Genomic DNA, 21520 nt, shown 5'->3' with positions numbered 1-21520 from the left:
CGCCCCCGGTCGCCCCGGGAGCGTGCGGACGCACGGTCAGCGCTCGCGGAACGCCTCGGCGAAGTCGACCGACGCGAACTCGCCGGGCACGACGCCGTCGGCCGCGTAGCGGTACAGCGCCGTCTGGTAGATGCCGGTCAGCGTCGTGGTGAAGACCGCGATCAGCAGCGTCCAGACGATCGCCAGCCCGACGCAGACGAACAGCGTCGCCGTGCCGCCGAGCAGGAAGCCGGCGAGCAGCAGCAGCGCGTAGCCGGCGAGGCTGAGGATGAAGCCGACCAAGCCGATGCCCGCGGTACCCGCAACGTTCTCGCCCCAGGTCCGGCGGAACAGCTCGACCGACCGCTTGACACCGGCCTTCACCCCGGCAGCTTCGAGCATGACGACCGGCAGTACGAGGAACGTCGTGAGCCGCCAGGCCAGGCCGACCAGGCTGCTGATGATGGTGCCGAGGAAGCCGAGCCGCTGTTCGATCGTGCGCAGCACCACGCTGACCGTCGCGGTCAGACCGGCCCAGCCGAGCAGCGTCGGCCAGCGGCGGCCGGCCGCGGCGAGGCCGGCGCCGACGCCCGGCATGCCGCCGTCGCCGCGCAGCGCGACGTCCGCCTGGGAGATCAGGGCGGCGTTGAAGAAGATCGTGACGAACGCCGAGACGAGGTAGAACGCCCCGAGCAGCACGTATGTGCCGGGCGTGGGCTGGAAGTGCTCGGCCTCGAGGTGGACGGTGAAGAACGCGGGTGTCAGGAACACCCCGGCGACCAGCAGCCCGCCGATCCCGGCGAGCACCGGGAACCACGCCAGGCCCTTGTGGGCACGCAGCACCTTGAACGAAGCGGAGAACAGCGCGAACGAACGAGCAAGCCTGCCCATGGATCCCCCCAGTTGGCCACAATGGATACCGCGGCAGCTTACTCGCTGGTCAGCTACGCGCCGCCATCGCGCTCGTGTACACGCAGACGGCCGCCGCGGTGGCGAGGTTGAGGCTCTCGGCGCGGCCGTAGAGGGGGATCCGGACCGCGAGATCGGTCCGGTCGAGGACGTCGGCGGGCAGGCCGTGGGCCTCGTTGCCGAACACCCACGCCGTCGGCGCGGCGAGGTCCACTCGATCGAGTTCGGTGTCGGCGTAGCCGTGGGCGGCGAACGTCCGCAGGCCCGCGGCCGAGCAGGCGGCCAGCGCGGCGGGGACGTCGCGGACGCGCGCGATCGGCAGGTGGAACAGGCTGCCGGCGGCCGCTCGGACGCACTTGCCGTTGTGGGGGTCGACGGTGTCGCCCGCCAGGATCACGGCGTCGGCACCGGCCGCGTCGGCGACGCGGATCACCGTGCCCGCGTTGCCGGGGTCGGCGACGTCGACGAGCACCACCACGAGCCGGGCGGCCGGCGTCACGGCCTCGTCGAGGGGCCGGTCCAGCAGCGCGCAGACGGCCACGATGCCCTGGGGCGTCACGGTTTCACTCAGCCCGGCCGCGGCGCGGTCGGTGATCGGCGAGACGCCGACGCCGGCCGCGCGGGCGGCGTCGAGCAAGCCGGCGTGCTGCTCCGCAGCACGAGAAGTGACGAACAGCTCGTACACCGTGCCGTCGGCCAGCGCGGCCTCGACGGCGTTGGCGCCTTCGGCCAGGAAGCGGCCGGTCTTGTCGCGTTCCGCGCGCCGCGTCAGCTTGCGCGCAGCAACGACCCGGGGGGTCCGTTCGGTGAACGGATCCGCCCCGGGTCGGGAAAAGCTGCCGGTCAGGCCGACTTCGCTTCGCCGGTGTTCACGTTGGCCTTGGCGAGCTCGGCCAGCGCGGTGAAGGCAACGGCGTCGTTGACGGCCAGGTCCGCGAGGATCTTGCGGTCGACCTCGACACCCGCGGCCTTGATGCCCTGGATGAACCGGTTGTAGGTGACGCCGTTCGCACGGGCGGCCGCGTTGATGCGGGTGACCCACAGGCGACGGAAGTCACCCTTGCGGGCACGGCGGTCCCGGTAGGCGTAGTTCAGCGAGTGAAGCGTCTGCTCCTTGGCCTTGCGGTACAGCCGCGAACGCTGGCCGCGGTAACCGCTGGCCAGTTCGAGAGTTGCGCGACGCTTCTTCTGGGCGTTTACCGCCCGCTTGACGCGTGCCACGGGTCCATCCTGTCGATCTCGGGGGGCGAAGGGGAACGCCCCGGGTGGTTACTGCAAGTTCTGCGGGATCAGATGCCGAGAAGGCGCTTGACGCGGCCGACCTCGGTCTGCGACACCTCGTTGGTGCCCTCCAGACGGCGGGTCACGCGGCTGGACTTCTTCTCCATCCGGTGCCGGCGGCCGGTCATCTGGCGACGCAGCTTGCCCGTGCCCGTGATGCGGATCCGCTTGGACGTCCCCTTGTGGGTCTTCATCTTCGGCATTTCAATCCTCTTTCGTGCGGCGGCTCACCGGAGAATCCGGTGAGCCGCTGGCATGTGCTGGTCGGCGCCTACGCCTCGGGGACCGGCTCGGGGGCCGTCTCTGCCTTGGCCTTCGGCTTCACGTTCTTGTGCGGGGCCAGCACCATGATCATGTTGCGGCCGTCCTGCTTGGCCGACGACTCGACGAAGCCCAGCTCCGTGACGTCCTCGGCAAGCTTCTGCAACAGCCGGTAGCCGAGCTCCGGCCGGGACTGCTCGCGACCGCGGAACATGATCGTGACCTTGACCTTGTTGCCCGCCGCCAGGAAGCGCGACACGTGACCCTTCTTGGTCTCGTAGTCGTGCTGATCGATCTTGGGGCGCAGCTTCTGTTCCTTGATGACGGTCAGCTGCTGGTTGCGACGCGACTCGCGGGCCTTCTGCGCGCTCTCGTACTTGAACTTGCCGAAGTCCATGAGCTTGCACACCGGCGGGCGGGCCTGCGGTGCGACCTCGACGAGGTCGAGGTCGTTCTCCTGCGCCAGGCGCAGCGCATCCTCGATCCGGACGATGCCGACCTGTTCGCCGGCGGGTCCGACGAGGCGGACTTCCGGCACCCGGATTCGGTCGTTGATGCGTGTCTCGGAGCTGATGGGGCCTCCTTGGTCCGAGGAATGTTTCCTGTTCTTCGACCTGGTGCCCACATAGCGAAGGCCCCGACACCTATTCGGTGCGCGGGGCCCACTCTGTTTCCGATCGCACCCGGCCGCGAAGCCGGGCACTTCACCCTGGACTTCACGCCCGGGCGAGACCGGACCCGGCCACCTGTACGGTGACGCGGGTGGGAGCGGGGCTCCACTTGCCGCCCCCGATCACTCGGGGGCTGGTCGCTCGTGGAAGGGTACCAGACGTGTCGGAACAACCTTCGCAACAGCCCCCGTATTCCCCGGACTCGCGCCACCTCGAGGACATCCCCAGCGTGGAGGTGATCAGCCGCGCCGCCGTCATGCTGCTGTCGGCCGGCGCCGAACGGCTCGGTCTCGCCGACGCCGACCCCGCCACCTCCCCGCACCGCGACCTCGACGAAGCGCGCCGCCTGATCACCGCGCTCGCCGGGCTCGTGACGGCGTCGGCGGAGTACCTCGGCCTGCACGCCGGACCGCTGCGCGACGGCCTTCAGTCCCTCCAGAAGGCCTTCCGTGAGGCTTCGGTCGTGCCCGACGCGCCCGGCCAGGGCCCCGGGGAAAAGTACACAGGCCCCGTCTACTGACCTTTCAGTCGCTCGCCACTGGCCTTCCGCCGCACTGACCTTTCAGTCGTCCGGCACTGACCTTTCACTCGCTCGGGTTGTTGCCGAGCGAGTTCACCGTCATCTAACATGTTAGATGTGAGTCTCTCAAAGGTCACCCGACCGCTGTTGCGCGACGAGGCGTACGACCGCATCCGGCAGGCGATCGTCGACGGTTCGCTGCCGCCCGGCGCCCCACTGCGGGACGCCGACCTGGCGGACCAGCTCGGGCTGTCGAAAGCCCCCGTCCGCCAAGCCCTTCTCCGCCTGGCCGACGACGGCCTCGTCGACTCGAAACCGCAGAGCTACACCCGGGTCTCGGAGGTCATGTCCGCCGACGTCCTCGACGCGCGGCAGATCGTCCGCCTGTTGCACGAGTTCGCCGTCCGCCAGGCGGTGCCCCGCTGCCGCCCGGCCGACGTCGCCGCGATGCGCGCGGCCAACGACCGGTTCGCCGCGGCCATCGAGGCCCGTGACATCGCGGCCGCCGTCGCGGCGGACGACGAACTGCACGACGTCCCGGTCCGGCTCGCCGGCAACAGCGCGGTGGCCGCGACCCTCGACCGCTACACGCCGCTGCTGCGCCGCCTCGAGCACTCGCGGTTCAGCTCGGCGCTGGCCTGGAACTCGGTCGAGCGCCACACGAAGCTCATCGACGCCTTCGAAAAGCGGGACACCGCAACCGCGGTTTCGGTGATCTCGACCATCTGGACCGAACTGCTGGAGGACCGATGACCCTGGCCGACTTCCCCCGCTTCCCGCTGTTGTTCGGCCCGTCGCCGGTGCACCCGCTGGAGCGGCTCACCGCACACCTGGGCGGCGCGAAGATCTGGGCCAAGCGCGAGGACGTCAACTCCGGCCTCGCCTTCGGCGGGAACAAGACGCGCAAGCTGGAGTACCTCGTCGCCGACGCGCTCGCCCAGGGTGCCGACACGCTCGTCTCCATCGGCGGCGTCCAGTCCAACCACACCCGCCAGGTCGCCGCGGCCGCGGCCCGCGCCGGGCTGAAAGCCGTGCTGGTGCAGGAGAGCTGGGTCGACTGGCACGACCCGCTCTACGACAAGGCCGGCAACATCCAGCTCTCCCGGATCCTCGGCGCGGACGTCCGGCTCGTCGACGCCGGGTTCGGCATCGGCTTCAAAGAGGCCTGGGAGGACGCGGTCGCCGAGATCGAGGCCGGCGGCGGGAAGCCGTACGCCATCCCCGCCGGCGCTTCGGACCACCGGCTCGGCGGGCTGGGGTTCGCGAACTGGATCGTCGAGCTGGAGCAGCAGGAGCGGGAGCTGGGCGTCTTCTTCGACACCGTGGTCGTCTGCTCGGTCACCGGCAGCACGCAGGGCGGGATGGTCGCCGGGACCGCGCTCGGCCGGGAGCGCCGGATCCTCGGCATCGACGCCTCGGCCAAGCCGGCCGAGACCCGCGAGCAGATCACGCGCATCGCGCGGAACACCGCGGAACTGATCGGCGCCGGGCAGCTCCCCGAGGTCGAGCTGGACGACCGCTACCACGCCGGGATCTACGGCATCCCCGACAAGTCCACTGTGGACGCCATCGAAACGTGCGCCCGGCTGGAGGGGATGATCACGGACCCGGTGTACGAAGGCAAGTCGATGTCCGCGCTGATCGACCTGGTCGGGACCGGCGAAATCGAGCGCGGCTCGAACGTCCTGTACGCCCACCTCGGCGGGCAGCCCGCGCTCAACGGCTACACGAGCGTCCTCGGCTGAGGTCCCGGGGCCGGGAAGCCGGCCCCGGGAAAGACCTCAGTCCAGGACGCAGAGCACGTCGATCTCGACGAGCAGCGCACCCGGGAGGCCGACGTACACCGTCGTGCGCGCGGCGTGCGGGGCGTCGCCGATCAGTTCGTTGTACACCTCGTTGAACGGCGCGAAGTGCGCGGTGTCGGTCAGGTACACCCGGACCATGATCGCGTCGGCGAGGCTCGAGCCCGCCTCCGCCAGCACGGCCTCGATGTTCTTGAACGTCTGCCGGGTCTGGCCCACGACGTCGTCGCCGACGATCTCGTTCGTGGCCGGGTCGAACGCGACCTGGCCGGCGACCTGCAGCAGGTTCCCCTTGCGGACGGCCTGCGAGAACTTCGCCGGCGGCTTCGGCGCGTTCTCGGTGGAAACTGCCGTCTTGCTCATCAGTGCCCCTTTCCGTTCTCCGTCCATCCACTGTGGACGGAAGCTTCCTTCGTGGCGGCCCGCAGTTCGGGCACCAGCGCCAGCAGGCCTTCGTAGTCGAGCAGCACCTTCGGCACCGACATCGACGCGGCGGCCAGCACCTCGCCGTCCGCGCCGCGCACCGGCGCCGCGACGCAGTGGATGAAGTCCTCGTGCTCGGCGTTGTCCACGGCGTATCCGGCCTGAGCCACCCGTTCCAGCTCGGCGAGGTACGCCTCCGGCGTCGTGATGGTGTTCGGGGTCAGCACCGGGTACTCGATGGACCGCGCGATCTCCTCGCGCCGCGCCGACGGCATGGCCGCGACCAGCACCTTCCCCACCGCCGTGCAGTGCAGTGGCGCGCGCTTGCCGATGCGCGAGTACATCCGCACCGAGTGCCGGCCTTCGTACTTGTCGATGTAGACGACCTCGCCGTCGTCGTAGCTGGCCAGGTGCACGGTGTGCCCGGTGCTCGCGTTGAGCGCGGCCAGCGCGGGCTGGGCGCTGCGCCGGACGTCGATCGAGTCGAGCGCCTGGTTGGCGAGGTCGAACATCGCGCTGCCCAGGCGGTAGTGGCGGACGCCTTCCCGGCGGACGAAGTGGTGCTGCTCGAGGGTGCGCAGCAGCCGCAGCACCGTCGACTTGTGCACGCCGATCTCGTCGGCGAGGTCGTCGAGGGTGCGGGCGTCCTTCGCGATCGAGCTCAGCAACGTCAGCGCGCGGTCCAAGCTCTGGCTCATGTGAGCACCACGCCCTCTCCGGTCAGCCGCGCCGAACGCCACTCGTCCGGGTCCGCGTGCAGCAGGGTATCCACGACCCCGCGCGGCAGCGGCACCCCGACGTCGTCCGAGGTGAGCAGGGTGGCGGCGGCCTGCAGGTGCCCCTGCCGCAGCCGTTCCAGTGGCGCGGCGCCGCGCAGCGTCGCGGCGAGGAATCCGGCGGCGAACGCGTCGCCGGCGCCGACCGGCTCGACGACGTCGACCCTCAGCGCGGGCGCGAACAGCGGTTCACCCTCGACCAGCGTCGCGCCGCGCTCGCCGTGCTTGACGACGAGGGTGCGCGGCCCCGGCAGCAGCGCCCGCAGCGCCGCCGGGTCACCTGTCCCCCACACCTGCTGGGCTTCGTCGTCGCCGGTCAGGACGATGTCGGCCTGACCGGCCAGGTGGGCGAGCAGACCGGGGTCCCGGCCGGCCCAGAGCGCGGGCCGCAGGTTGACGTCGAAGGAGATCAGCCGGTCGCCGCGGGGCATCTCCAGCAGCGCGCGCACCAGCGCGAGGCAGCTGTCCGACAGCGCGGGCGTGATCCCCGACAGGTGCAGCACGCGGACGCCGCCGAGGTCCAGCCGATCGAGCAGCGACGGGCCCATCCCGGACGCCGCCGAGCCCGTCCGGTAGTAGCGCACGGGACTGCCGCCCGCGCCGCTTTCCTTGATGTAGAGCCCGGTCGGGCGCACCGGATCGACGTAACACGCGCTGACGTCGACGCCGGCCGCGGTGATTTCGCGCAGCATCGCCCGGCCGAACGGGTCGTCACCGACCGCGCTCACCCAGCCGCTGCGCACCCCCAGCGCGGGCAGGTTGCAGGCCACGTTCGATTCGGCGCCGCCGATGGTGCGCAGCCACCGCTTCACTTCGTCCGGCGGGCCGGGTTCGGCGGGCACGAACAGCGCCATCGACTCGCCCACGCACAACACCTCGGGCCCGCTCATCACTTTCCGTCTCCCTGCCCTTCACCCCGTTGACCTGTGGCGACCCGGATGCTACACCTATGACACTCAAAATGCGCAACAGTCGTTGCAACATACGCAACCGAGGTCGCCGCCGATGAACCCTTGCCTGATCGACCCTGCCGCGCTCGACGCCCTCCGCCGAGAGCGGATCGACTGGCGCTTCCGCTCGGCCGCACCCGCCCTGACCGGGCTCACCCTCGCCGAAGCCGCGGACCGCCGGCTCAACCTGTTCACCGACGGGTTCTTCGCCCCCTTCGTCGTCCTCGACGAGGAAGCGCTCGAACACAACCTGCGGACGATGGCCGCCTGGTGCGCCGCACGGGGTGTGGTGCTCGCCCCGCACGGCAAGACGACCATGGCGCCCCAGCTGTTCGCGCGCCAGATCGAGCACGGTGCCTGGGGCGTGACCTGCGCGAACGCCGGTCACCTGCGGATCTACCGCGCGTTCGGGGTGTCCCGGATCCTGCTGGCCAACCAGTTCCTCGACCCGGCGGGCCTGCGCTGGCTGGCTGCCGAACTGGCGGCCGACCCGGGCTTCGAGTTCTTCTGCTGGGTCGACTCGGTCCGCGGGGTCGAGCTGATGACCGCGGCCCTCGAAGACGCCCAGCGCCCGGTGGACGTCCTGGTCGAGCTGGGCGCCGACGGCGGCCGCACCGGCGTCCGCGATCCGGCGACCGCACTGGCGATCGCCGAGGCGGTCCAGGCGAGCCCGGTGCTGCGGCTGCGCGGCACCGGCGGGTACGAAGGCGCGCTGTCCCACGGCACCGACGAAGCCGCCCTCGCCAAGATCAGCTCCTATGTGGACGGCCTGCGCGACCTCGCGATCTCCTTCGCGGGCAAGGGACTCCTCGACGGGCAGATCGTCGTCACCGCCGGCGGCAGCGCCTACTTCGACCAGGTCGCGAACGAACTCACGAAGCCGTGGCCGGACGGTCTCGACGTGCTGCCGGTGCTGCGCAGCGGCGCCTACGTCACCCACGACGACGGCTTCTACCGCGAGATCTCGCCGCTGGGCGACCACCCGCGCATCGACGGCGTCGACTCCTTCCGCCCCGCGCTCCGGGCGTGGGCGCAGGTGACGTCGAAGCCGTCGGCCGAGCTCGCCCTGCTCACCATCGGCAAGCGCGACGCGTCGTTCGACGAAGGCATGCCCGAGCCGCAGCTGCGCCGGACGCCGGGCGGGCCCGCCGAGCCACTCGAAGGCCACGTCGTCACGAAGCTGAACGACCAGCACGCGTTCCTCGCGCTGCCGCCGGGCTCCCCGGTCGAGGTCGGCGACTGGATCGGGCTCGGCCTGTCCCACCCGTGCACGGTGTTCGACAAGTGGCCGCTGCTGCCGGTGACCGCGGCCGACGGCGAAACCGTCGTCGATTACGTCCGGACGTGGTTCTGATGGACGTCGTCCTGCGGGGCGCCCTGGTCGCCGACGGCACCGGTGACCCGATCACGCGGCACGACGTCGGGATCACCGGCGCGAAGATCGCGAGCGTCGCCGAAGCGGGCTCGCTCGCCGGGCGGCGGCACATCGACGCCGACGGCCTGGTGCTCGCGCCCGGGTTCATCGACATGCACTCGCACTCCGACCTGCAGCTGCTGGCCAATCCGGACCACCCGGCGAAGATCACCCAGGGCGTGACGACCGAGGTGCTCGGCCAGGACGGGCTGTCGTACGCGCCCGTCGACGACGTGGTGCTCGAAGCCCTGCGGCAGCAGCTCGCGGGCTGGAACGACGACCCACCGGGGTTCGACTGGAACTGGCGTTCGGTCGGCGAGTACCTCGACCGGCTCGACCGGGGCATCGCCGTCAACGCCGCCTACCTGGTGCCGCAGGGCACGGTCCGGATGCTCGCTGTCGGCTGGGACAACCGGCCCGCCACGGACGCCGAGCTGGACCGGATGAAGGAACTGGTCGCGACCGGCCTGGCCGAAGGCGCGATGGGGATGTCGTCCGGCCTCACCTACACGCCCGGGATGTACGCGGAGACCGACGAGCTGGTCGAGCTGTGCCGGGTGGTCGGCGAGCTGGGTGGGTTCTACAGCCCGCACCACCGCAGCTACGGCCAGGGCGCGCTGGAGGCGTTCGCCGAGATGATCGACGTCTCGCGACGGTCCGGCTGTCCCCTGCACCTGGCGCACGCGACGATGAACTTCTCGGTCAACAAGGGCAAGGCCCCCGACCTGCTGAAGCTGCTGGACGACGCGCTCGACGACGGCTGCGACGTCTCCCTCGACACCTACCCGTACCTGCCGGGCGCGACGTACCTCTCGGCGCTGCTGCCGAGCTGGGCCACCGAAGGCGGCCTCGACGCCACCCTCGCCCGACTGTCCGATGTGGACGAACGGGAGCGGATCCGCGCCGCGATCGAGGAGTCCGGTTCGGACGGTGCGCACGGCGTGCCGATCGACTGGCACGCCATCGAAATCAACGGCGTCCGGCACGACCGCAACGCCCACCTCGTCGGGCGCAGCGTCGCCGCGTCGGCGCTCGAACAAGCTACGGAACCGGCGAAGCTCTACTTCGACACCCTGCTCGACGAACGGCTCGGCACGTCGTGCCTGATGCACGTCGGGCACGAGGAGAACGTCCAGGCGATCATGCGGCACCGGACGCACACCGGCGGCAGCGACGGCCTGCTCGTCGGCGCCCGGCCGCACCCGCGCGCCTGGGGCACGTTCCCGCGCTACCTCGCCCGGTACGTCCGCGAACTGGACGTGCTGGACCTCGCCGAGTGCGTCGCCCACCTGACCGGGCGGGCCGCGCGGCGCCTGCGGCTGACCGACCGCGGGCTGGTCCGCGCCGGCTACGCCGCGGACCTGGTGCTCTTCGACCCCGAAACGATCACCGACACCGCCACCTTCGAGGACCCGCGGCAACCCGCCACGGGCCTCACCCACGTGTTCGTCAACGGCGTCGCCGCCCTCGACGACGGTCGTCCCACCGGCGCCCTCGCCGGTGCGTCCCTGCGCAATCCCGGGAGAACCCGATGATCCACTGGCTGCAACACACCACAGGTGGCCTGCTCACGCTCGCCGCCATCTCGATCGCCGTCCTGCTGGTGCTGATCATCAAGCTGAAGCTGGAACCGTTCATCGCCCTGATCGTGGTCGGCCTGCTGACGGCCCTGGCCGCGGGCCTGCCGGTCGGCACCATCGTCGGCTCGGCCCAGAAGGCGTCGGACTCCCTGCTGGAAAAGGGGTTCGGCAGCATCCTCGGGCACATCACGGCGATCATCGGGCTGGGCACGATCCTCGGGTCGATCCTGGAACGCTCGGGCGGCGCGAAGGTGCTCACCGGGGCGCTGCTGCGGTCGTTCGGGGAGAAGCGGGCGCCGCTGGCGATGGGCGTCGCCGGGTTCGTCTTCGGCATCCCGGTGTTCTTCGACATCGGCATCTTCGTGCTGGCCCCGCTCGTCTACGTCGCCGCGAAGCAGGGCGGCAAGTCGCTGGTGCTGTACGCGATGCCACTGCTGGCCGGCCTCTCGATCACGCACGCCTTCCTGCCGCCGCACCCGGGTCCGGTGGCCGCGGCCGGGCTGCTGCACGTCGAACTCGGCTGGATCATCCTGATGGGCCTGGCCTGCGGCATTCCCGCGTTCCTCATCGGCGGCGTGCTGTACTCGACGTGGATCGGCAAGCGGATCGTGGTCGACGTGCCCGAGGACATGGTCTTCGCCGAGGAGGAGGGCGAGCGCGAGGAGAACCCGCCGTCACTGGGGCTGGTCGCCGCCATCATCGCGGTGCCGCTGGTGCTGATCCTGGCCGGCACGTTCGGCAGCATCTGGCTGCCGAAGGGCTCCGCGCTCGCCGGTGTCGCCGCGTTCATCGGCACCCCGGCCGTCGCGCTGACCGTCGCCGTCCTGCTCGCGTCCTGGCTGCTGGGTCTGCGGCGCGGGTTCACCGGCAAGGACCTCAACGAGCTGGCCGCGAAGTCGCTGCGGCCGGTGGCGATGATCCTGCTGGTCGTCGGCGCGGGCGCGTTCTTCGGCGCGGTGCTCTCGGCGACCGGGATCGGCAAGGCCGTGGCCGACTCGCTGCACGACGCCGGGCTCCCGGTGCTGCTCGCGGCGTACGTGATCAGCTGCGGCATGCGGATCGCGCAGGGTTCGGCGACCGTCGCCATCGTGACCACGAGCGGGATCATCGCCCCCACCGTGGCCCAGCTCGGGTATTCGCAGATCCAGCTGGCCCTGCTGGTGATGGCGATCTCCGCCGGCTCGATCATCGCCTCGCACGTCAACGACGGCGGGTTCTGGATCGTCCAGCGGTACTTCAACCTCACCGTGCCGCAGACGCTGAAGTCCTGGACCGCGCTGGAAACCGTGCTTTCCCTGTCGGGATTCGGGGTTGCGGCATTGCTCATGGCCGTGGTCTAAACCATACTGGAGCTGTCACCGCCGAAACCCGTTGGGAGACAAGACGATGACCGGACTTTCCCGTCGTACGTTCCTCGGCGCCGCCGGAGCCGCGGGCGCTGCCACCGTGCTCGGCGCGCAGGCCGCCGGCGCGGCCACCACGGAGAAGGGGTGCTTCGCCGGAACCACCGCGTACATCGGCAGCTACACCACCGGGGCGACCGGGCACGGCCTCGACGTCGCCACCCGTTCGGGCGCGGCACTGTCCCCGCTCCGGACCATCCCGGGGATCACCGACACGTCGTGGTTCGACCGCAGCGCCGACGGCAAGACGCTGTACGTCACCAACGAAGGCGACCCGGCCGGGTACGTCTCGGCGCTGAGCCTCGCCGACCCGGGGAAACCGAAGCTGCTCAACAGGGTCTCGTCGAAGGGCGGCGCGCCGACGCACCTGAGCGTGCACTCGAGCCAGAAGTACGTGCTGGCCGCGAACTACAGCTCGGGCAGCGTCGTCGTGCTGCCGATCCTGGCCGGTGGCAAGCTCGGCGCGGCCACCGACCTGGTCACCCACCACGGCGCCGAGCGGGACGCGCACGCCCACCAGGTCGTCAACGACCCGACCGGCCGCTGGGTCCTGGCGATCGACCTGGGCGCCGACTCGGTGTACGTCTACGGCTTCACCGCCGGGAAGCTTTCGCTGCACCAGCAGCTGAAGCTGCCGTCCGGCGCCGGGCCGCGGCACCTCGCGTTCGACCGCACCGGGAAGTTCGCCTACATCCTGCAGGAACTGCGGGCCGAGGTGACGGTCGCGAGCTGGGACGCGGCGGCGGGGAAACTTAAAGCGCTCTCCGTCGTCCCGGCCGTGCCCGCCGGCAGCACCGGCGAGCTGTACCCGGGCGAAATCATCCTGTCGAGGGACGGGAAGTTCGCCTACGCCACCGTCCGCGGGCCCAACACGCTGGCCACGTTCGCCGTTTCCGGCGCCACGCTGAAGCTGGTGTCCACCGTGCCCACCGGCGGAAACTGGCCGCGGCACGTGACCCTCGACCCGGGTGAGAACTGGTTCTACGTCTCGAACCAGCGCTCCGGCACCGTCACCTGGCTGCCGCGCGACCCGGCCACCGGCCTGCCCGGCGCCGTCGCCGGCCAACTGGCCGTCGGCAGCGTCAACTCCGTCTACTTCGCCTGAGTTCAGCTCCCTCTGGAGGCACCCCATGAGACTGCTGCCGTTGGTCGCCGGGCTGGCCCTGCTGGCCGGCTGCGCGCCCACCCAGTCCACGCCCGCGGGCAGCGGCGCGGACGACCAGACCGGCACCGTCCGCGTCTGGCTGTTCGACGAAGCCAACCGCGCCCCGAAGGAGGCCGCGGTCAAGGACGCGATCACCGAGTTCAAGGCAGCTCACCAAGGCGTCGAGGTCGACGTCCAGTGGGTGCCCGTCGAGGGCCGCGCGGACAAGTTCTCGGGCGCCTTCAACGACCCGGCCAACGCCCCGGACGTCGCCGAATTCGGCAACACCGACGTCTCCAGCTACGCGGCCACCGGGGCGCTGGCCGACCTGACCGGCGACCTCGCGGCGTGGCCCGAGGGCAAGGACCTCATCCCGACCGTGCTGGACACCGCCAAGTCCGGCGGCCAGACCTACGGCCTGCCCTGGTACACCGGCGTCCGCGCGCTGTACTACCGCACCGACGTCTTCACCGAGCTGGGCCTCAAGCCGCCCGCGACGCTCGCCGAGCTGACCGAGGACGCCCGCCGGATCCGCGCCGCCAAGCCGGACCTCTACGGCATCGCCGTCGGCGGCAAGTACACCTACGCGATGCTGCCCTTCCTCTGGGCCAACGGCGGGGAGCTGGCGCGGGACAACGGCGGCAAGTGGACGTCGACGATCGCCGGTGACCAGGCCAAGGCCGGAGTCACGCAGTACGCGGACCTGCTCAAGGACGACATCTGCCCACCCGCCCAGTGCGCCAACCTGACCGGCACGCAGAGCGTCACGGCGTTCGCCGGTGGCAAGGCCGGCATGACGATCGGCGGCGACTTCAACCGCAAGGCCGTCGAGCGGGGCGCGGTGCAGGGCAAGTACGCCGTCGTACCGATCCCCGGCACGACCGCGGGCAGCATCGCGCCCGCGTTCGCCGGCGGCAACCTGCTGGGCGTGTTCAAGGCGAGCAAGCACCGCAGCCTGGCGCTGCAGTTCGTCGAACTGCTCGGCGGCGCGAAGTACCAGGAGAAGATGTACGCCGCGATGGGCAACCTGCCCACGCTGAGCAGTGTGCAGCAGAAGCTCGCCGCGAACGACCCGTTCCTCAAGCCGTTCGTCGACACCCTCAAGGCGGGCACGAAGTTCGTCCCGGCGACGCCGGCGTGGTCGAAGATCGACAGCCAGAACGTGCTGCCGACGGCCGTGCAGCAGATCGCGACCGGCGGGAAGGACCCGGCGGCGGCCCTGGCGGACGCGGCCGCGGCGATGAACAAGGCCTTCGGCTAGTGGTGACGGTCCAGGAAGCCCCTTCCGTCACGGCGCCCGCGCGGCGGCCGAGGCGGAAGGGGGACGGCCGGGCCGCCGCGCTCTACCTCGCCCCGGCGGGGATCCTGCTCGCCGCACTGCTGGCCTACCCGATCTACCAGCTGGTCCTGATCTCGTTCTACGACTACGGCCAGCCGCAGGCCGCGGGGAACGCGCCGCTGGTGTTCCTCGGCTTCGCGAACTACGCCGATCTGCTGTCCCAGGCGCAGTTCTGGACGGTGCTCGGCAAGACGGTGGGGTTCGCCGCGGCCTGCGTCGTGGGCAGCCTGGTCGTCGGCACGGGACTCGCGGTGCTGGCGAGCCGGGTGCGCTCGCTCCCCCGGATGCTGCTGTTCCTGGCCGCGCTGGGCGCCTGGTCGACCCCGGCGATCGCCGGTTCCTACGTCTGGCTGTTCCTCTTCGACACCGACTTCGGCCTGGTCAACGAGGTGCTGTCCGGACTGGGCCTGCCGTTCGAGCACCACTCGTGGACCTTCGGCACGCTCGGCGCGTTCGGGCTGGTCGCCGCCGAGGTGATCTGGTGCTCGTTCCCGTTCGTGCTGGTCACGATGTACGCCGGGATCAAGGGCGTGCCGGACGAAGTGCTCGAAGCCGCGTCGCTCGACGGCGCGTCGACGTGGCGCACGACGTGGACGATCGTCCTGCCGATGGTGCGGCCGCTGCTGATGATCGCGACCGTCCAGTCGATCATCTGGGACTTCAAGGTGTTCACCCAGATCTACGTGATGACCAACGGCGGCGGCGTGGCCGGGCGCAACCTCGTGCTCAACGTCTACGCCTACCAGCAGGCCTTCGCCGGGCAGGAGTACGGCCTCGGCTCGGCGATCGGAGTCGTCATGACGCTGTTGCTGCTGTCGGTCACCGGGCTGTACGTCCGGGCGCAGCGCCGGAGCGCGGCATGGCTGTGAAGCACCCTGGACGGCTGGTCGCCGAGATCGTCACCGTCGTGATCGCCGTCGTCGTGGCCTTCCCGCTGTACTGGATGCTGCTGTCGGCGGTCAAGCCGCCGGGCGAAATCCAGTCGGCGAACCCGAAGCCGTGGACGTTCAGCCCGTCGTTCGACAGCTTCTCGCGCGTCCTCACGGTGTCGGGTTTCGGGCGGTTCTTCCTCAACAGCCTGCTGGTCGCGCTGGTCGTCGTGGCGTTGTCCCTGCTGCTGTCGTTCCTCTCGGCGGTCGCGCTGACGCGGTTCTCGTTCAAGGGCCGGACCGTGCTGCTGGTGATGACGCTGGTCGCGCAGATGGTGCCGGTGGAGGCGCTGACCATCCCGCTGTTCTTCCTGATGCGCCAGCTCGGCGGCGTCGTGCCGGCGTTCGGCCTGAACGAGCTGGGCTCGCTGGTGCTGGTGCACCTGGCGTTCAGCCTGCCGTTCGCGATCTGGATGCTGCGCGGGTTCGTCGCGGCGGTGCCGGTGGAACTCGAGGAAGCCGCGAAACTCGACGGTGCCTCGCGGATGCGGTTCACCTGGCAGATCCTCTTTCCGCTGGTGGCGCCCGGGCTGGTCGCGGTCAGCGTGCTCGCGTTCATCCACGCCTGGAACGACTTCCTGTTCGCCAAGACGTTCATCATCTCCAAGACCGAGAACCAGACGCTGCCGCAGGCGATCCTGGTGTTCTTCAAGCCGGAGGACACCGACTGGGGCGCGGTGATGGCGTCCTCGACGCTGATGACGATCCCGGTGCTGGTGTTCTTCGTCCTGGTCCAACGACGGCTGGTGTCCGGCATGGCCGGCGCCGTGAAGGGCTGACATGTCGTTCGCCACCTTGCTGCCCCGCCCGGTTTCGGTGACACCGGCGCCGGGCGTGTGCCCGTTTCCGTTCACCGTGGACGTCCGGTCCGCTTCCCTGCCGCCGGAGGGGTACCGGCTGGAGATTTCCCCTGCCGGTGTGGTTCTGCACGCGGCCGATTCCGCCGGGGAGTGCTACGGCCGGGAGACGGTGCGGCAGCTCGCGGGACCGTCCGCGTTCCGGGTCGCCGGGTTCGCGCCGTCGCCGCTGCCGTGCGGGGTCGTCGAGGACCACCCGCGGTTCGGCTGGCGCGGGTGCCTGCTGGACGTCGCCCGCCACTTCCGGACCAAGGCGGAGGTGCTGCGGTTCGTCGACCTCCTCGCCGCGCACAAGCTGAACGTGCTGAACCTGCACCTCACCGACGACCAGGGCTGGCGGTTCGAGGTCCCGTCGTTTCCCCGGTTGACGTCGGTGGGTGGCTGGCGGCCGTCGTCGATGGTGGGCAGCGGGGGCGCGCAGGACGGTCGTCCGCACGGCGGGTTCTACACCGGTGACGACCTGCGCGAGATCGTCGCCTACGCCGCTTCACGGGCCATCACGGTGGTGCCGGAGATCGACATCCCCGGCCACGCGCGGGCCGCTTTGGCGGCTTACCCTTCCTTGGGGACAGCGTCTTCGTACGAAGTCTGGACCGGCTGGGGCATCAGCACTTCACTGCTGTCGCCCGCTGAGTCCACTTTGGACTTCTTCCGGCAGGTGTTCGACCACCTGCTGGACATCTTCCCGTCCCCGGTGATCGCACTGGGCGGCGACGAGACACCGGGCGCGACCGACGAGCACCGCGCGTTCGTCCGGCGGCTGGCCGAGCACCTGGTGGCCCGCGGCCGGACCCCGATGGGCTGGGACGAGGTCCTCGACATCGACGGACTCCCGCCGATGGTCGTCGCGGCCTGGCGGAACGAGGAGGCCGGCCGGCGAGCGGCCGAGGCCGGGCACGACGTGGTGCTGTGCCCCGAGCAGCACGTGTACCTCGACCACCGCCAGTCTCCGGACCCGGACGAGCCGATCCCGGTCGGCGAGGTCCACACGCTGGAGGACGTGTACGCGTACGAGCCGGCGTCGACCGGCCCGCGGCTGCGCGGCGTGCAGGCGCAGGTGTGGACCGAGCACCTGGACAGCGCCCGGCGGGTCGACTACATGGCCTTCCCGCGGCTGTCGGCGTTCGCGGAGGTGGCGTGGAGCAGCGGGCCCCGGGACTACGCGGAGTTCCTGCCCCGGCTGCGCGACCACCACCTGCCGCGGCTGGACGCGCTCGGCGTCGAATACCGGCCGCTGGACGGGCCCCACCCCTGGCAGACGCGGCCCGGGGTGCCGGGCCGGCCGCGCTGATCAAGGCGAGGCTCGGTTGGCGGACAGCGACCTCAGACCCAACCGGACCGAGGTGTACGCAAGGTCGCCCAGCTCCTCCCCGCCCGGCTGTAAGTCGTTATACGCGAGTGAGCCGGTACCAGACCTCCGGCCGCCCCACCTGGCCGTAGTGCGGCTCCCGGTGCGCCATCCCGTTGTCCGCCAAGTACTCCAGGTACCTGCGCGCCGTCACGCGGGACGCGCCGATCGCGCTCGCCGCCGCGCCTGCCGAAAGGCCTTCCGCCGCGCCGGAAAGCGCGTCGGTGATCGCCTCGAGGGTCGGGACGCTCATGCCCTTCGGCAGCGGGGGCTGCTCGGTCGTGCGCAGCGCGCCCAGTGCCCGGTCGATCTCGGCCTGGCCGGTGACCTCGCCCGACGCGTCGCGGAACTCCGCGTAGCGTTCAAGCTTCTCGCGCAGCGTCGCGAACGTGAACGGCTTGAGCAGGTACTGCACCACGCCGACCGACACCGCCGCCTTGACCAGGCCGAGGTCGCGCGCCGACGTGACGGCGATGACGTCGATCGGCAGCGCGGCCGCGCGCAGCGAACGGCACACCGCCAGGCCGTGGGTGTCCGGCAGGTAGAAGTCCAGCAGCACCAGGTCGACCGGCTCGCGTTCGCAGAACCGCAGCGCCTCGCCGCCGGAGTGGACCACGCCGGCCACGGCGAAGCCGGGGAGCCGCTCGACGTAGACGCGGTGCGCCTCGGCGGCCACCGGCTCGTCCTCCACCACCAGCACCCGGATCACCGGCCCGCCTCCTGCCGCGGCAGCCGCACGGTGAACACCGCGCCGCCGTCCCGCCCGACCTCGACCGTACCGCCGTAGCGGCGCACCGCCTGCCCGACGAGCGCCAGCCCGAGGCCGTGACCGTCCTCCGCCTTCGTCGACCAGCCGCGGCGGAACACGTCGGCGCCCTCGGGCACGCCCGGCCCGGTGTCGGCGACGCGCAGCAGCAGCTCGCCGTCGCCGGAACGGGCGGTGACGACGACCGAGGGTTTGCCGCCGCCGCGCACGGCCGCGTCGAGGCCGTTGTCGATCAGGTTGCCGAGGATGGTCACCAGGTCGCGGGCCTCGATGCCGAGCGAAACGTCGTCGATCACCGTGTCGGGGGTGACCGTCAGTTCGACGCCGCGTTCGCTCGCCTCGGCGGCCTTGCCGAGGAGCAGCGCGGCGAGCACCGGCTCGGCGACGGCACCGACGACCCGGTCGGTCAGCTCCTGGGCGAGCGCGAGCTCGGCGGTGGCGAACTCGACGGCCTGCTCCGGTTTGCCGATCTCCACCAGGGAAACGACCGTGTGCAGCCGGTTCGCCGCCTCGTGCGCCTGTGACCGCAGCGCCTCCGCGAGGCCGCGGGCGGTGGTCAGCTCGCCGGTCAGCGTCTGCAGTTCGGTGTGGTCGCGCAGGACGACGACGGTGCCCTGCGCGTGGCCGCCCGAGCGGACGGCGGTCGTGCTGACCAGCAGGACGCGCGAGTCCGTCAGGTGCAGTTCCTCGGCCCGGTTCTCCGCCGACGTGAACGCCTCGGCCAGCCCGGCCGGCAGGCCCAGTGCCGCCAGTTCGCGGCCGACCGGGTCGGCGTCGAGGCCGAGGAGGGTGCGCGCGCCGTCGTTGCAGAGGCCGATCCGCCCGTCCCGGCCGACGAGCAGCACGCCTTCGCGGACCGAGTGCAGCACGGCCTCGTGGTACTCGAAGAGGTTGCTCAGCTCGTCCGGCGCGACGCCGCGGGTCTGGCGCCGCAGCCGGGCGCTGATCAGCCAGCCGCCCAGCGCCCCGACCAGCAGGACCGCGCCGGCCACGCCGAACAGCGGCCACAGCCGTTCGCGCAGCTCGGCCGAGATCGCCACGACCGTGATCCCGACCGCGACCAGCGCGACGACCCGGTGGCGGGCGTCGAACACCGGCACGACCGTGCGGACCGACGGGCCGAGCGAACCGGTGTAGGTCTCGGTGAGGGGCTCGCCGCGCTGGGCCTTGTCGATGGTTCCGAGGTAGTGCTGCCCGATCAGCGCCGGCGTCGGGTGCGTGTAGCGGATCCCGGCCGGGCTCATGATCGTGATGAAGTCGACGTGGGTGTCGGCCTTCACGCGCTCCGCGAACGGCTGCAGGGTCTCGCTCGGCTTCGGCGTGGTCACCGCGGCGACGACACTGGGCGCGTCGGCCACCGTCGCGGCGACCGCGCGGACCTGGTCGACGGCGTTCTCGCCGACCGCCCGCTGCGCGTCCAGGTAGGCGAAGGTGATCCCGGCGCCGGCGAGCACGCACAGCACCACCAGCTGCAGCACGAGCAGCTGGCGGGCCAGGCTCCAGTGGGACCGCACCGTCGGGGGCACCTCCTCATACCAGCACACGCGCTCCCCGGGGTGTCCGAAGGGGACGGTGCGATCGTCACGCGAACACAATGAACACAAGTGAGCCGGGTCACCGAACTGCGCCTACAGTGTGCCGCAACCTGGAACACCCCCGAGCTGGAGGCAACGGTGCCGACACCGACCCCCGAAGTGGCCACCGCCACACCGCGCCGCGACAAGACCCGCTACCTCTACCTGGCCGTGATCGTCGCGGTCGCCCTGGGAATCGCGGTCGGCTTTCTCTTCCCCGGCTTCGCCAAGGGCTTGAAGCCGCTGGGCGACGGTTTCGTCAACCTCATCAAGATGATGATCTCGCCGATCATCTTCTGCACCATCGTGATCGGCGTCGGCTCCGTCGCCAAGGCGGCGAAGGTCGGCAAGATCGGCCTGATGGCGCTCGTCTACTTCATCGCGATGTCGACGTTCGCGCTGGCGATCGGCCTGGTCGTGGGCAACCTGCTGCACCCCGGCGCCGGCCTGCACCTGAACCCCGCCGACGTGAAGACCGCCCAGAAGTCGGCCACCGGCGCCGCCGGTCCGGTCGAGTTCGCGTTGAGCATCATCCCGAAGACCCTCGTCTCGGCGTTCACCGAAGGCCAGGTGCTGCAGACGCTGCTGGTCGCGCTGCTCGTCGGCTTCGCGCTGCAGAAGCTGGGCCCGAAGGGCGCGCCGATCCTGCGCGGTATCGAGCACATCCAGCGGCTGGTGTTCCGGATCCTGGCGATGATCATGTGGGCCGCCCCGATCGGCGCTTTCGGCGCCATCGCCGCGGTGGTCGGCGCGACCGGGGTCAACGCGCTGAAGAGCCTCGCGGTGATCATGATCGGCTTCTACCTGACCTGCCTGGTGTTCGTCTTCGGCGTCCTCGGCACCGTGCTGTGGCTCGGCGCGCGGGTGAGCATCCTGAAGCTGCTCAACTACCTGCGCCGCGAGTTCCTGCTGATCCTGTCGACGTCGTCGTCCGAGTCGGCGCTGCCGCGGCTCATCGCGAAGATGGAGCACCTGGGCGTCGGCAAGTCGGTCGTCGGCATCACCGTGCCGACCGGGTACTCGTTCAACCTGGACGGCACCGCGATCTACCTGACCATGGCGACGCTGTTCATCGCCTCCGCCCAGGACGCGCCGCTGTCGATCGGTTCGCAGATCGTCCTGCTGCTGTTCATGATCATCGCTTCGAAGGGCGCCGCCGGCGTCAGCGGCTCGGGCATCGCGGTGCTCGCCAGCGGCCTGCAGTCGCACCGGCCCGACCTGGTCAACGGCGTCGGCTTCATCCTCGGCATCGACCGGTTCATGTCGGAGGCCCGCGCGCTGACGAACTTCGCCGGCAACGCCGTCGCGACCGTCCTCATCGGAAACTGGACGAAGGAGTTCGACCGCACGCAGGCGGAACGGGTGTTCGCCGGTGACGAGCCGTTCGACGAAGCCACCATGCTCGACGAAGACGAGCACGAACAGGCGAAAACCGAGCCGGAGAGCGAAAAGGTCCCGGCTTGACCCCTTGACGTTCGTGCTCACTGCCCCCGCTGAGCACGAACCACCGCGGGCCGCGGTGTGAGACCCCCGACCTCGCACCGCGGCCCGTTCCACTCCGCCGAAGGCGGCACTTTCATAGTGAAAGTGCCGC

Annotated in this window: 22 protein-coding genes; 12 read left to right on the top strand and 10 right to left on the bottom strand. The window is 70.8% G+C overall.

Going from position 1 to position 21520, the window contains the following annotated elements:
• Positions 1 to 36 precede the first annotated feature (36 nt).
• From AB0F15_RS36370 to infC, 5 genes are all read right to left on the bottom strand, one after another.
• A complete protein-coding gene (locus AB0F15_RS36370; protein WP_360280742.1) occupies positions 37 to 870 on the bottom strand; it encodes a DUF6159 family protein in 834 nt (277 codons plus the stop codon).
• Positions 871 to 919: 49 nt separating this feature from the next.
• Positions 920 to 1735, bottom strand: coding sequence for an RNA methyltransferase (locus AB0F15_RS36365; RefSeq protein WP_360280803.1), 816 nt, complete (start codon positions 1733 to 1735; stop codon positions 920 to 922).
• Positions 1732 to 2109 (bottom strand): 50S ribosomal protein L20, encoded by a 378-nt coding sequence (rplT, locus tag AB0F15_RS36360; RefSeq protein WP_308673448.1) that lies wholly within the window; start codon positions 2107 to 2109, stop codon positions 1732 to 1734. The genes AB0F15_RS36365 and rplT overlap by 4 nt, the downstream gene beginning before the upstream one ends.
• Positions 2110 to 2177: 68 nt before the next feature.
• Positions 2178 to 2372, bottom strand: coding sequence for a 50S ribosomal protein L35 (rpmI, locus tag AB0F15_RS36355; RefSeq protein ID WP_360280739.1), 195 nt, complete (start codon positions 2370 to 2372; stop codon positions 2178 to 2180).
• 68 nt (positions 2373 to 2440) lie between these two features.
• The gene (gene infC, locus AB0F15_RS36350) at positions 2441 to 3055 is read right to left on the bottom strand and encodes a translation initiation factor IF-3 (RefSeq protein ID WP_360280800.1); all 615 of its coding nucleotides are present in this window, start codon (positions 3053 to 3055) and stop codon (positions 2441 to 2443) included.
• Positions 3056 to 3261: 206 nt separating this feature from the next.
• Between infC and AB0F15_RS36345 the strand changes: the two genes are divergently transcribed.
• From AB0F15_RS36345 to AB0F15_RS36335, 3 genes are all read left to right on the top strand, one after another.
• A complete protein-coding gene (locus AB0F15_RS36345) occupies positions 3262 to 3621 on the top strand; it encodes a DUF1844 domain-containing protein (RefSeq protein WP_360280736.1) in 360 nt (119 codons plus the stop codon).
• Positions 3622 to 3738: 117 nt separating this feature from the next.
• On the top strand, positions 3739 to 4374 hold the full coding sequence (locus AB0F15_RS36340) for a GntR family transcriptional regulator (RefSeq protein WP_360280733.1): 636 nt from the start codon (positions 3739 to 3741) through the stop codon (positions 4372 to 4374).
• Positions 4371 to 5366: a 1-aminocyclopropane-1-carboxylate deaminase gene (locus tag AB0F15_RS36335; RefSeq protein ID WP_360280730.1), complete on the top strand. Its 996-nt coding sequence runs from the start codon at positions 4371 to 4373 to the stop codon at positions 5364 to 5366. Before AB0F15_RS36340 ends, AB0F15_RS36335 begins: the two co-directional genes overlap by 4 nt.
• A gap of 36 nt (positions 5367 to 5402) precedes the next feature.
• On the opposite strand, the gene AB0F15_RS36330 is transcribed toward AB0F15_RS36335, so the two are convergent.
• From AB0F15_RS36330 to AB0F15_RS36320, 3 genes are read right to left on the bottom strand one after another with little or no spacing between them, the layout of a single operon-like run.
• The gene (locus AB0F15_RS36330; RefSeq protein WP_360280727.1) at positions 5403 to 5786 is read right to left on the bottom strand and encodes a RidA family protein; all 384 of its coding nucleotides are present in this window, start codon (positions 5784 to 5786) and stop codon (positions 5403 to 5405) included.
• Positions 5786 to 6544 (bottom strand): IclR family transcriptional regulator, encoded by a 759-nt coding sequence (locus AB0F15_RS36325; RefSeq protein WP_360280724.1) that lies wholly within the window; start codon positions 6542 to 6544, stop codon positions 5786 to 5788. Before AB0F15_RS36325 ends, AB0F15_RS36330 begins: the two co-directional genes overlap by 1 nt.
• Positions 6541 to 7512, bottom strand: coding sequence for a sugar kinase (locus AB0F15_RS36320; RefSeq protein WP_360280721.1), 972 nt, complete (start codon positions 7510 to 7512; stop codon positions 6541 to 6543). Before AB0F15_RS36320 ends, AB0F15_RS36325 begins: the two co-directional genes overlap by 4 nt.
• A gap of 115 nt (positions 7513 to 7627) precedes the next feature.
• On the opposite strand from AB0F15_RS36320, the gene AB0F15_RS36315 reads away from it, so the two are divergent.
• Genes AB0F15_RS36315 through AB0F15_RS36280 form a run of 8 tightly spaced genes read left to right on the top strand, consistent with a single transcriptional unit; the run spans position 7628 to position 17529 of the window.
• The gene (locus tag AB0F15_RS36315; RefSeq protein ID WP_360280718.1) at positions 7628 to 8926 is read left to right on the top strand and encodes an amino acid deaminase; all 1299 of its coding nucleotides are present in this window, start codon (positions 7628 to 7630) and stop codon (positions 8924 to 8926) included.
• On the top strand, positions 8926 to 10521 hold the full coding sequence (locus AB0F15_RS36310) for a D-aminoacylase (RefSeq protein ID WP_360280797.1): 1596 nt from the start codon (positions 8926 to 8928) through the stop codon (positions 10519 to 10521). The genes AB0F15_RS36315 and AB0F15_RS36310 overlap by 1 nt, the downstream gene beginning before the upstream one ends.
• Positions 10518 to 11906 carry a gluconate:H+ symporter gene (locus tag AB0F15_RS36305; protein ID WP_360280715.1) on the top strand — a complete coding sequence of 463 codons (1389 nt, stop codon included), beginning with the start codon at positions 10518 to 10520 and terminating at the stop codon, positions 11904 to 11906. Before AB0F15_RS36310 ends, AB0F15_RS36305 begins: the two co-directional genes overlap by 4 nt.
• A 46-nt stretch (positions 11907 to 11952) precedes the next feature.
• On the top strand, positions 11953 to 13074 hold the full coding sequence (locus AB0F15_RS36300) for a lactonase family protein (protein WP_360280712.1): 1122 nt from the start codon (positions 11953 to 11955) through the stop codon (positions 13072 to 13074).
• Between the two features lie 25 nt (positions 13075 to 13099).
• On the top strand, positions 13100 to 14374 hold the full coding sequence (locus AB0F15_RS36295) for an extracellular solute-binding protein (RefSeq protein ID WP_360280709.1): 1275 nt from the start codon (positions 13100 to 13102) through the stop codon (positions 14372 to 14374).
• 2 nt (positions 14375 to 14376) lie between these two features.
• Complete coding sequence (locus tag AB0F15_RS36290; RefSeq protein WP_360280706.1) at positions 14377 to 15321, top strand: sugar ABC transporter permease; 945 nt, start codon at positions 14377 to 14379, stop codon at positions 15319 to 15321.
• Positions 15312 to 16160, top strand: coding sequence for a carbohydrate ABC transporter permease (locus AB0F15_RS36285; protein ID WP_360280703.1), 849 nt, complete (start codon positions 15312 to 15314; stop codon positions 16158 to 16160). The genes AB0F15_RS36290 and AB0F15_RS36285 overlap by 10 nt, the downstream gene beginning before the upstream one ends.
• A 1-nt stretch (position 16161) precedes the next feature.
• Complete coding sequence (locus AB0F15_RS36280) at positions 16162 to 17529, top strand: beta-N-acetylhexosaminidase (RefSeq protein ID WP_360280700.1); 1368 nt, start codon at positions 16162 to 16164, stop codon at positions 17527 to 17529.
• Between the two features lie 97 nt (positions 17530 to 17626).
• Here the strand turns inward: AB0F15_RS36280 and AB0F15_RS36275 are convergent, their stop codons facing one another.
• Together AB0F15_RS36275 and AB0F15_RS36270 are read right to left on the bottom strand one after the other, a co-directional pair.
• Entirely contained in the window at positions 17627 to 18295 is a 669-nt protein-coding gene (locus tag AB0F15_RS36275) for a response regulator (protein WP_360280697.1), read from the bottom strand.
• Positions 18292 to 19866: a sensor histidine kinase gene (locus AB0F15_RS36270; protein ID WP_360280695.1), complete on the bottom strand. Its 1575-nt coding sequence runs from the start codon at positions 19864 to 19866 to the stop codon at positions 18292 to 18294. Before AB0F15_RS36270 ends, AB0F15_RS36275 begins: the two co-directional genes overlap by 4 nt.
• A 159-nt stretch (positions 19867 to 20025) precedes the next feature.
• Between AB0F15_RS36270 and AB0F15_RS36265 the strand changes: the two genes are divergently transcribed.
• Positions 20026 to 21390, top strand: coding sequence for a cation:dicarboxylase symporter family transporter (locus AB0F15_RS36265; RefSeq protein ID WP_360280692.1), 1365 nt, complete (start codon positions 20026 to 20028; stop codon positions 21388 to 21390).
• Positions 21391 to 21520: the final 130 nt, after the last annotated feature.

The organism is Amycolatopsis sp. NPDC026612, assembly GCF_040638285.1.
Lineage (GTDB): Bacteria > Actinomycetota > Actinomycetes > Mycobacteriales > Pseudonocardiaceae > Amycolatopsis.
This window is presented reverse-complemented; position numbering and strand designations above follow the sequence as displayed.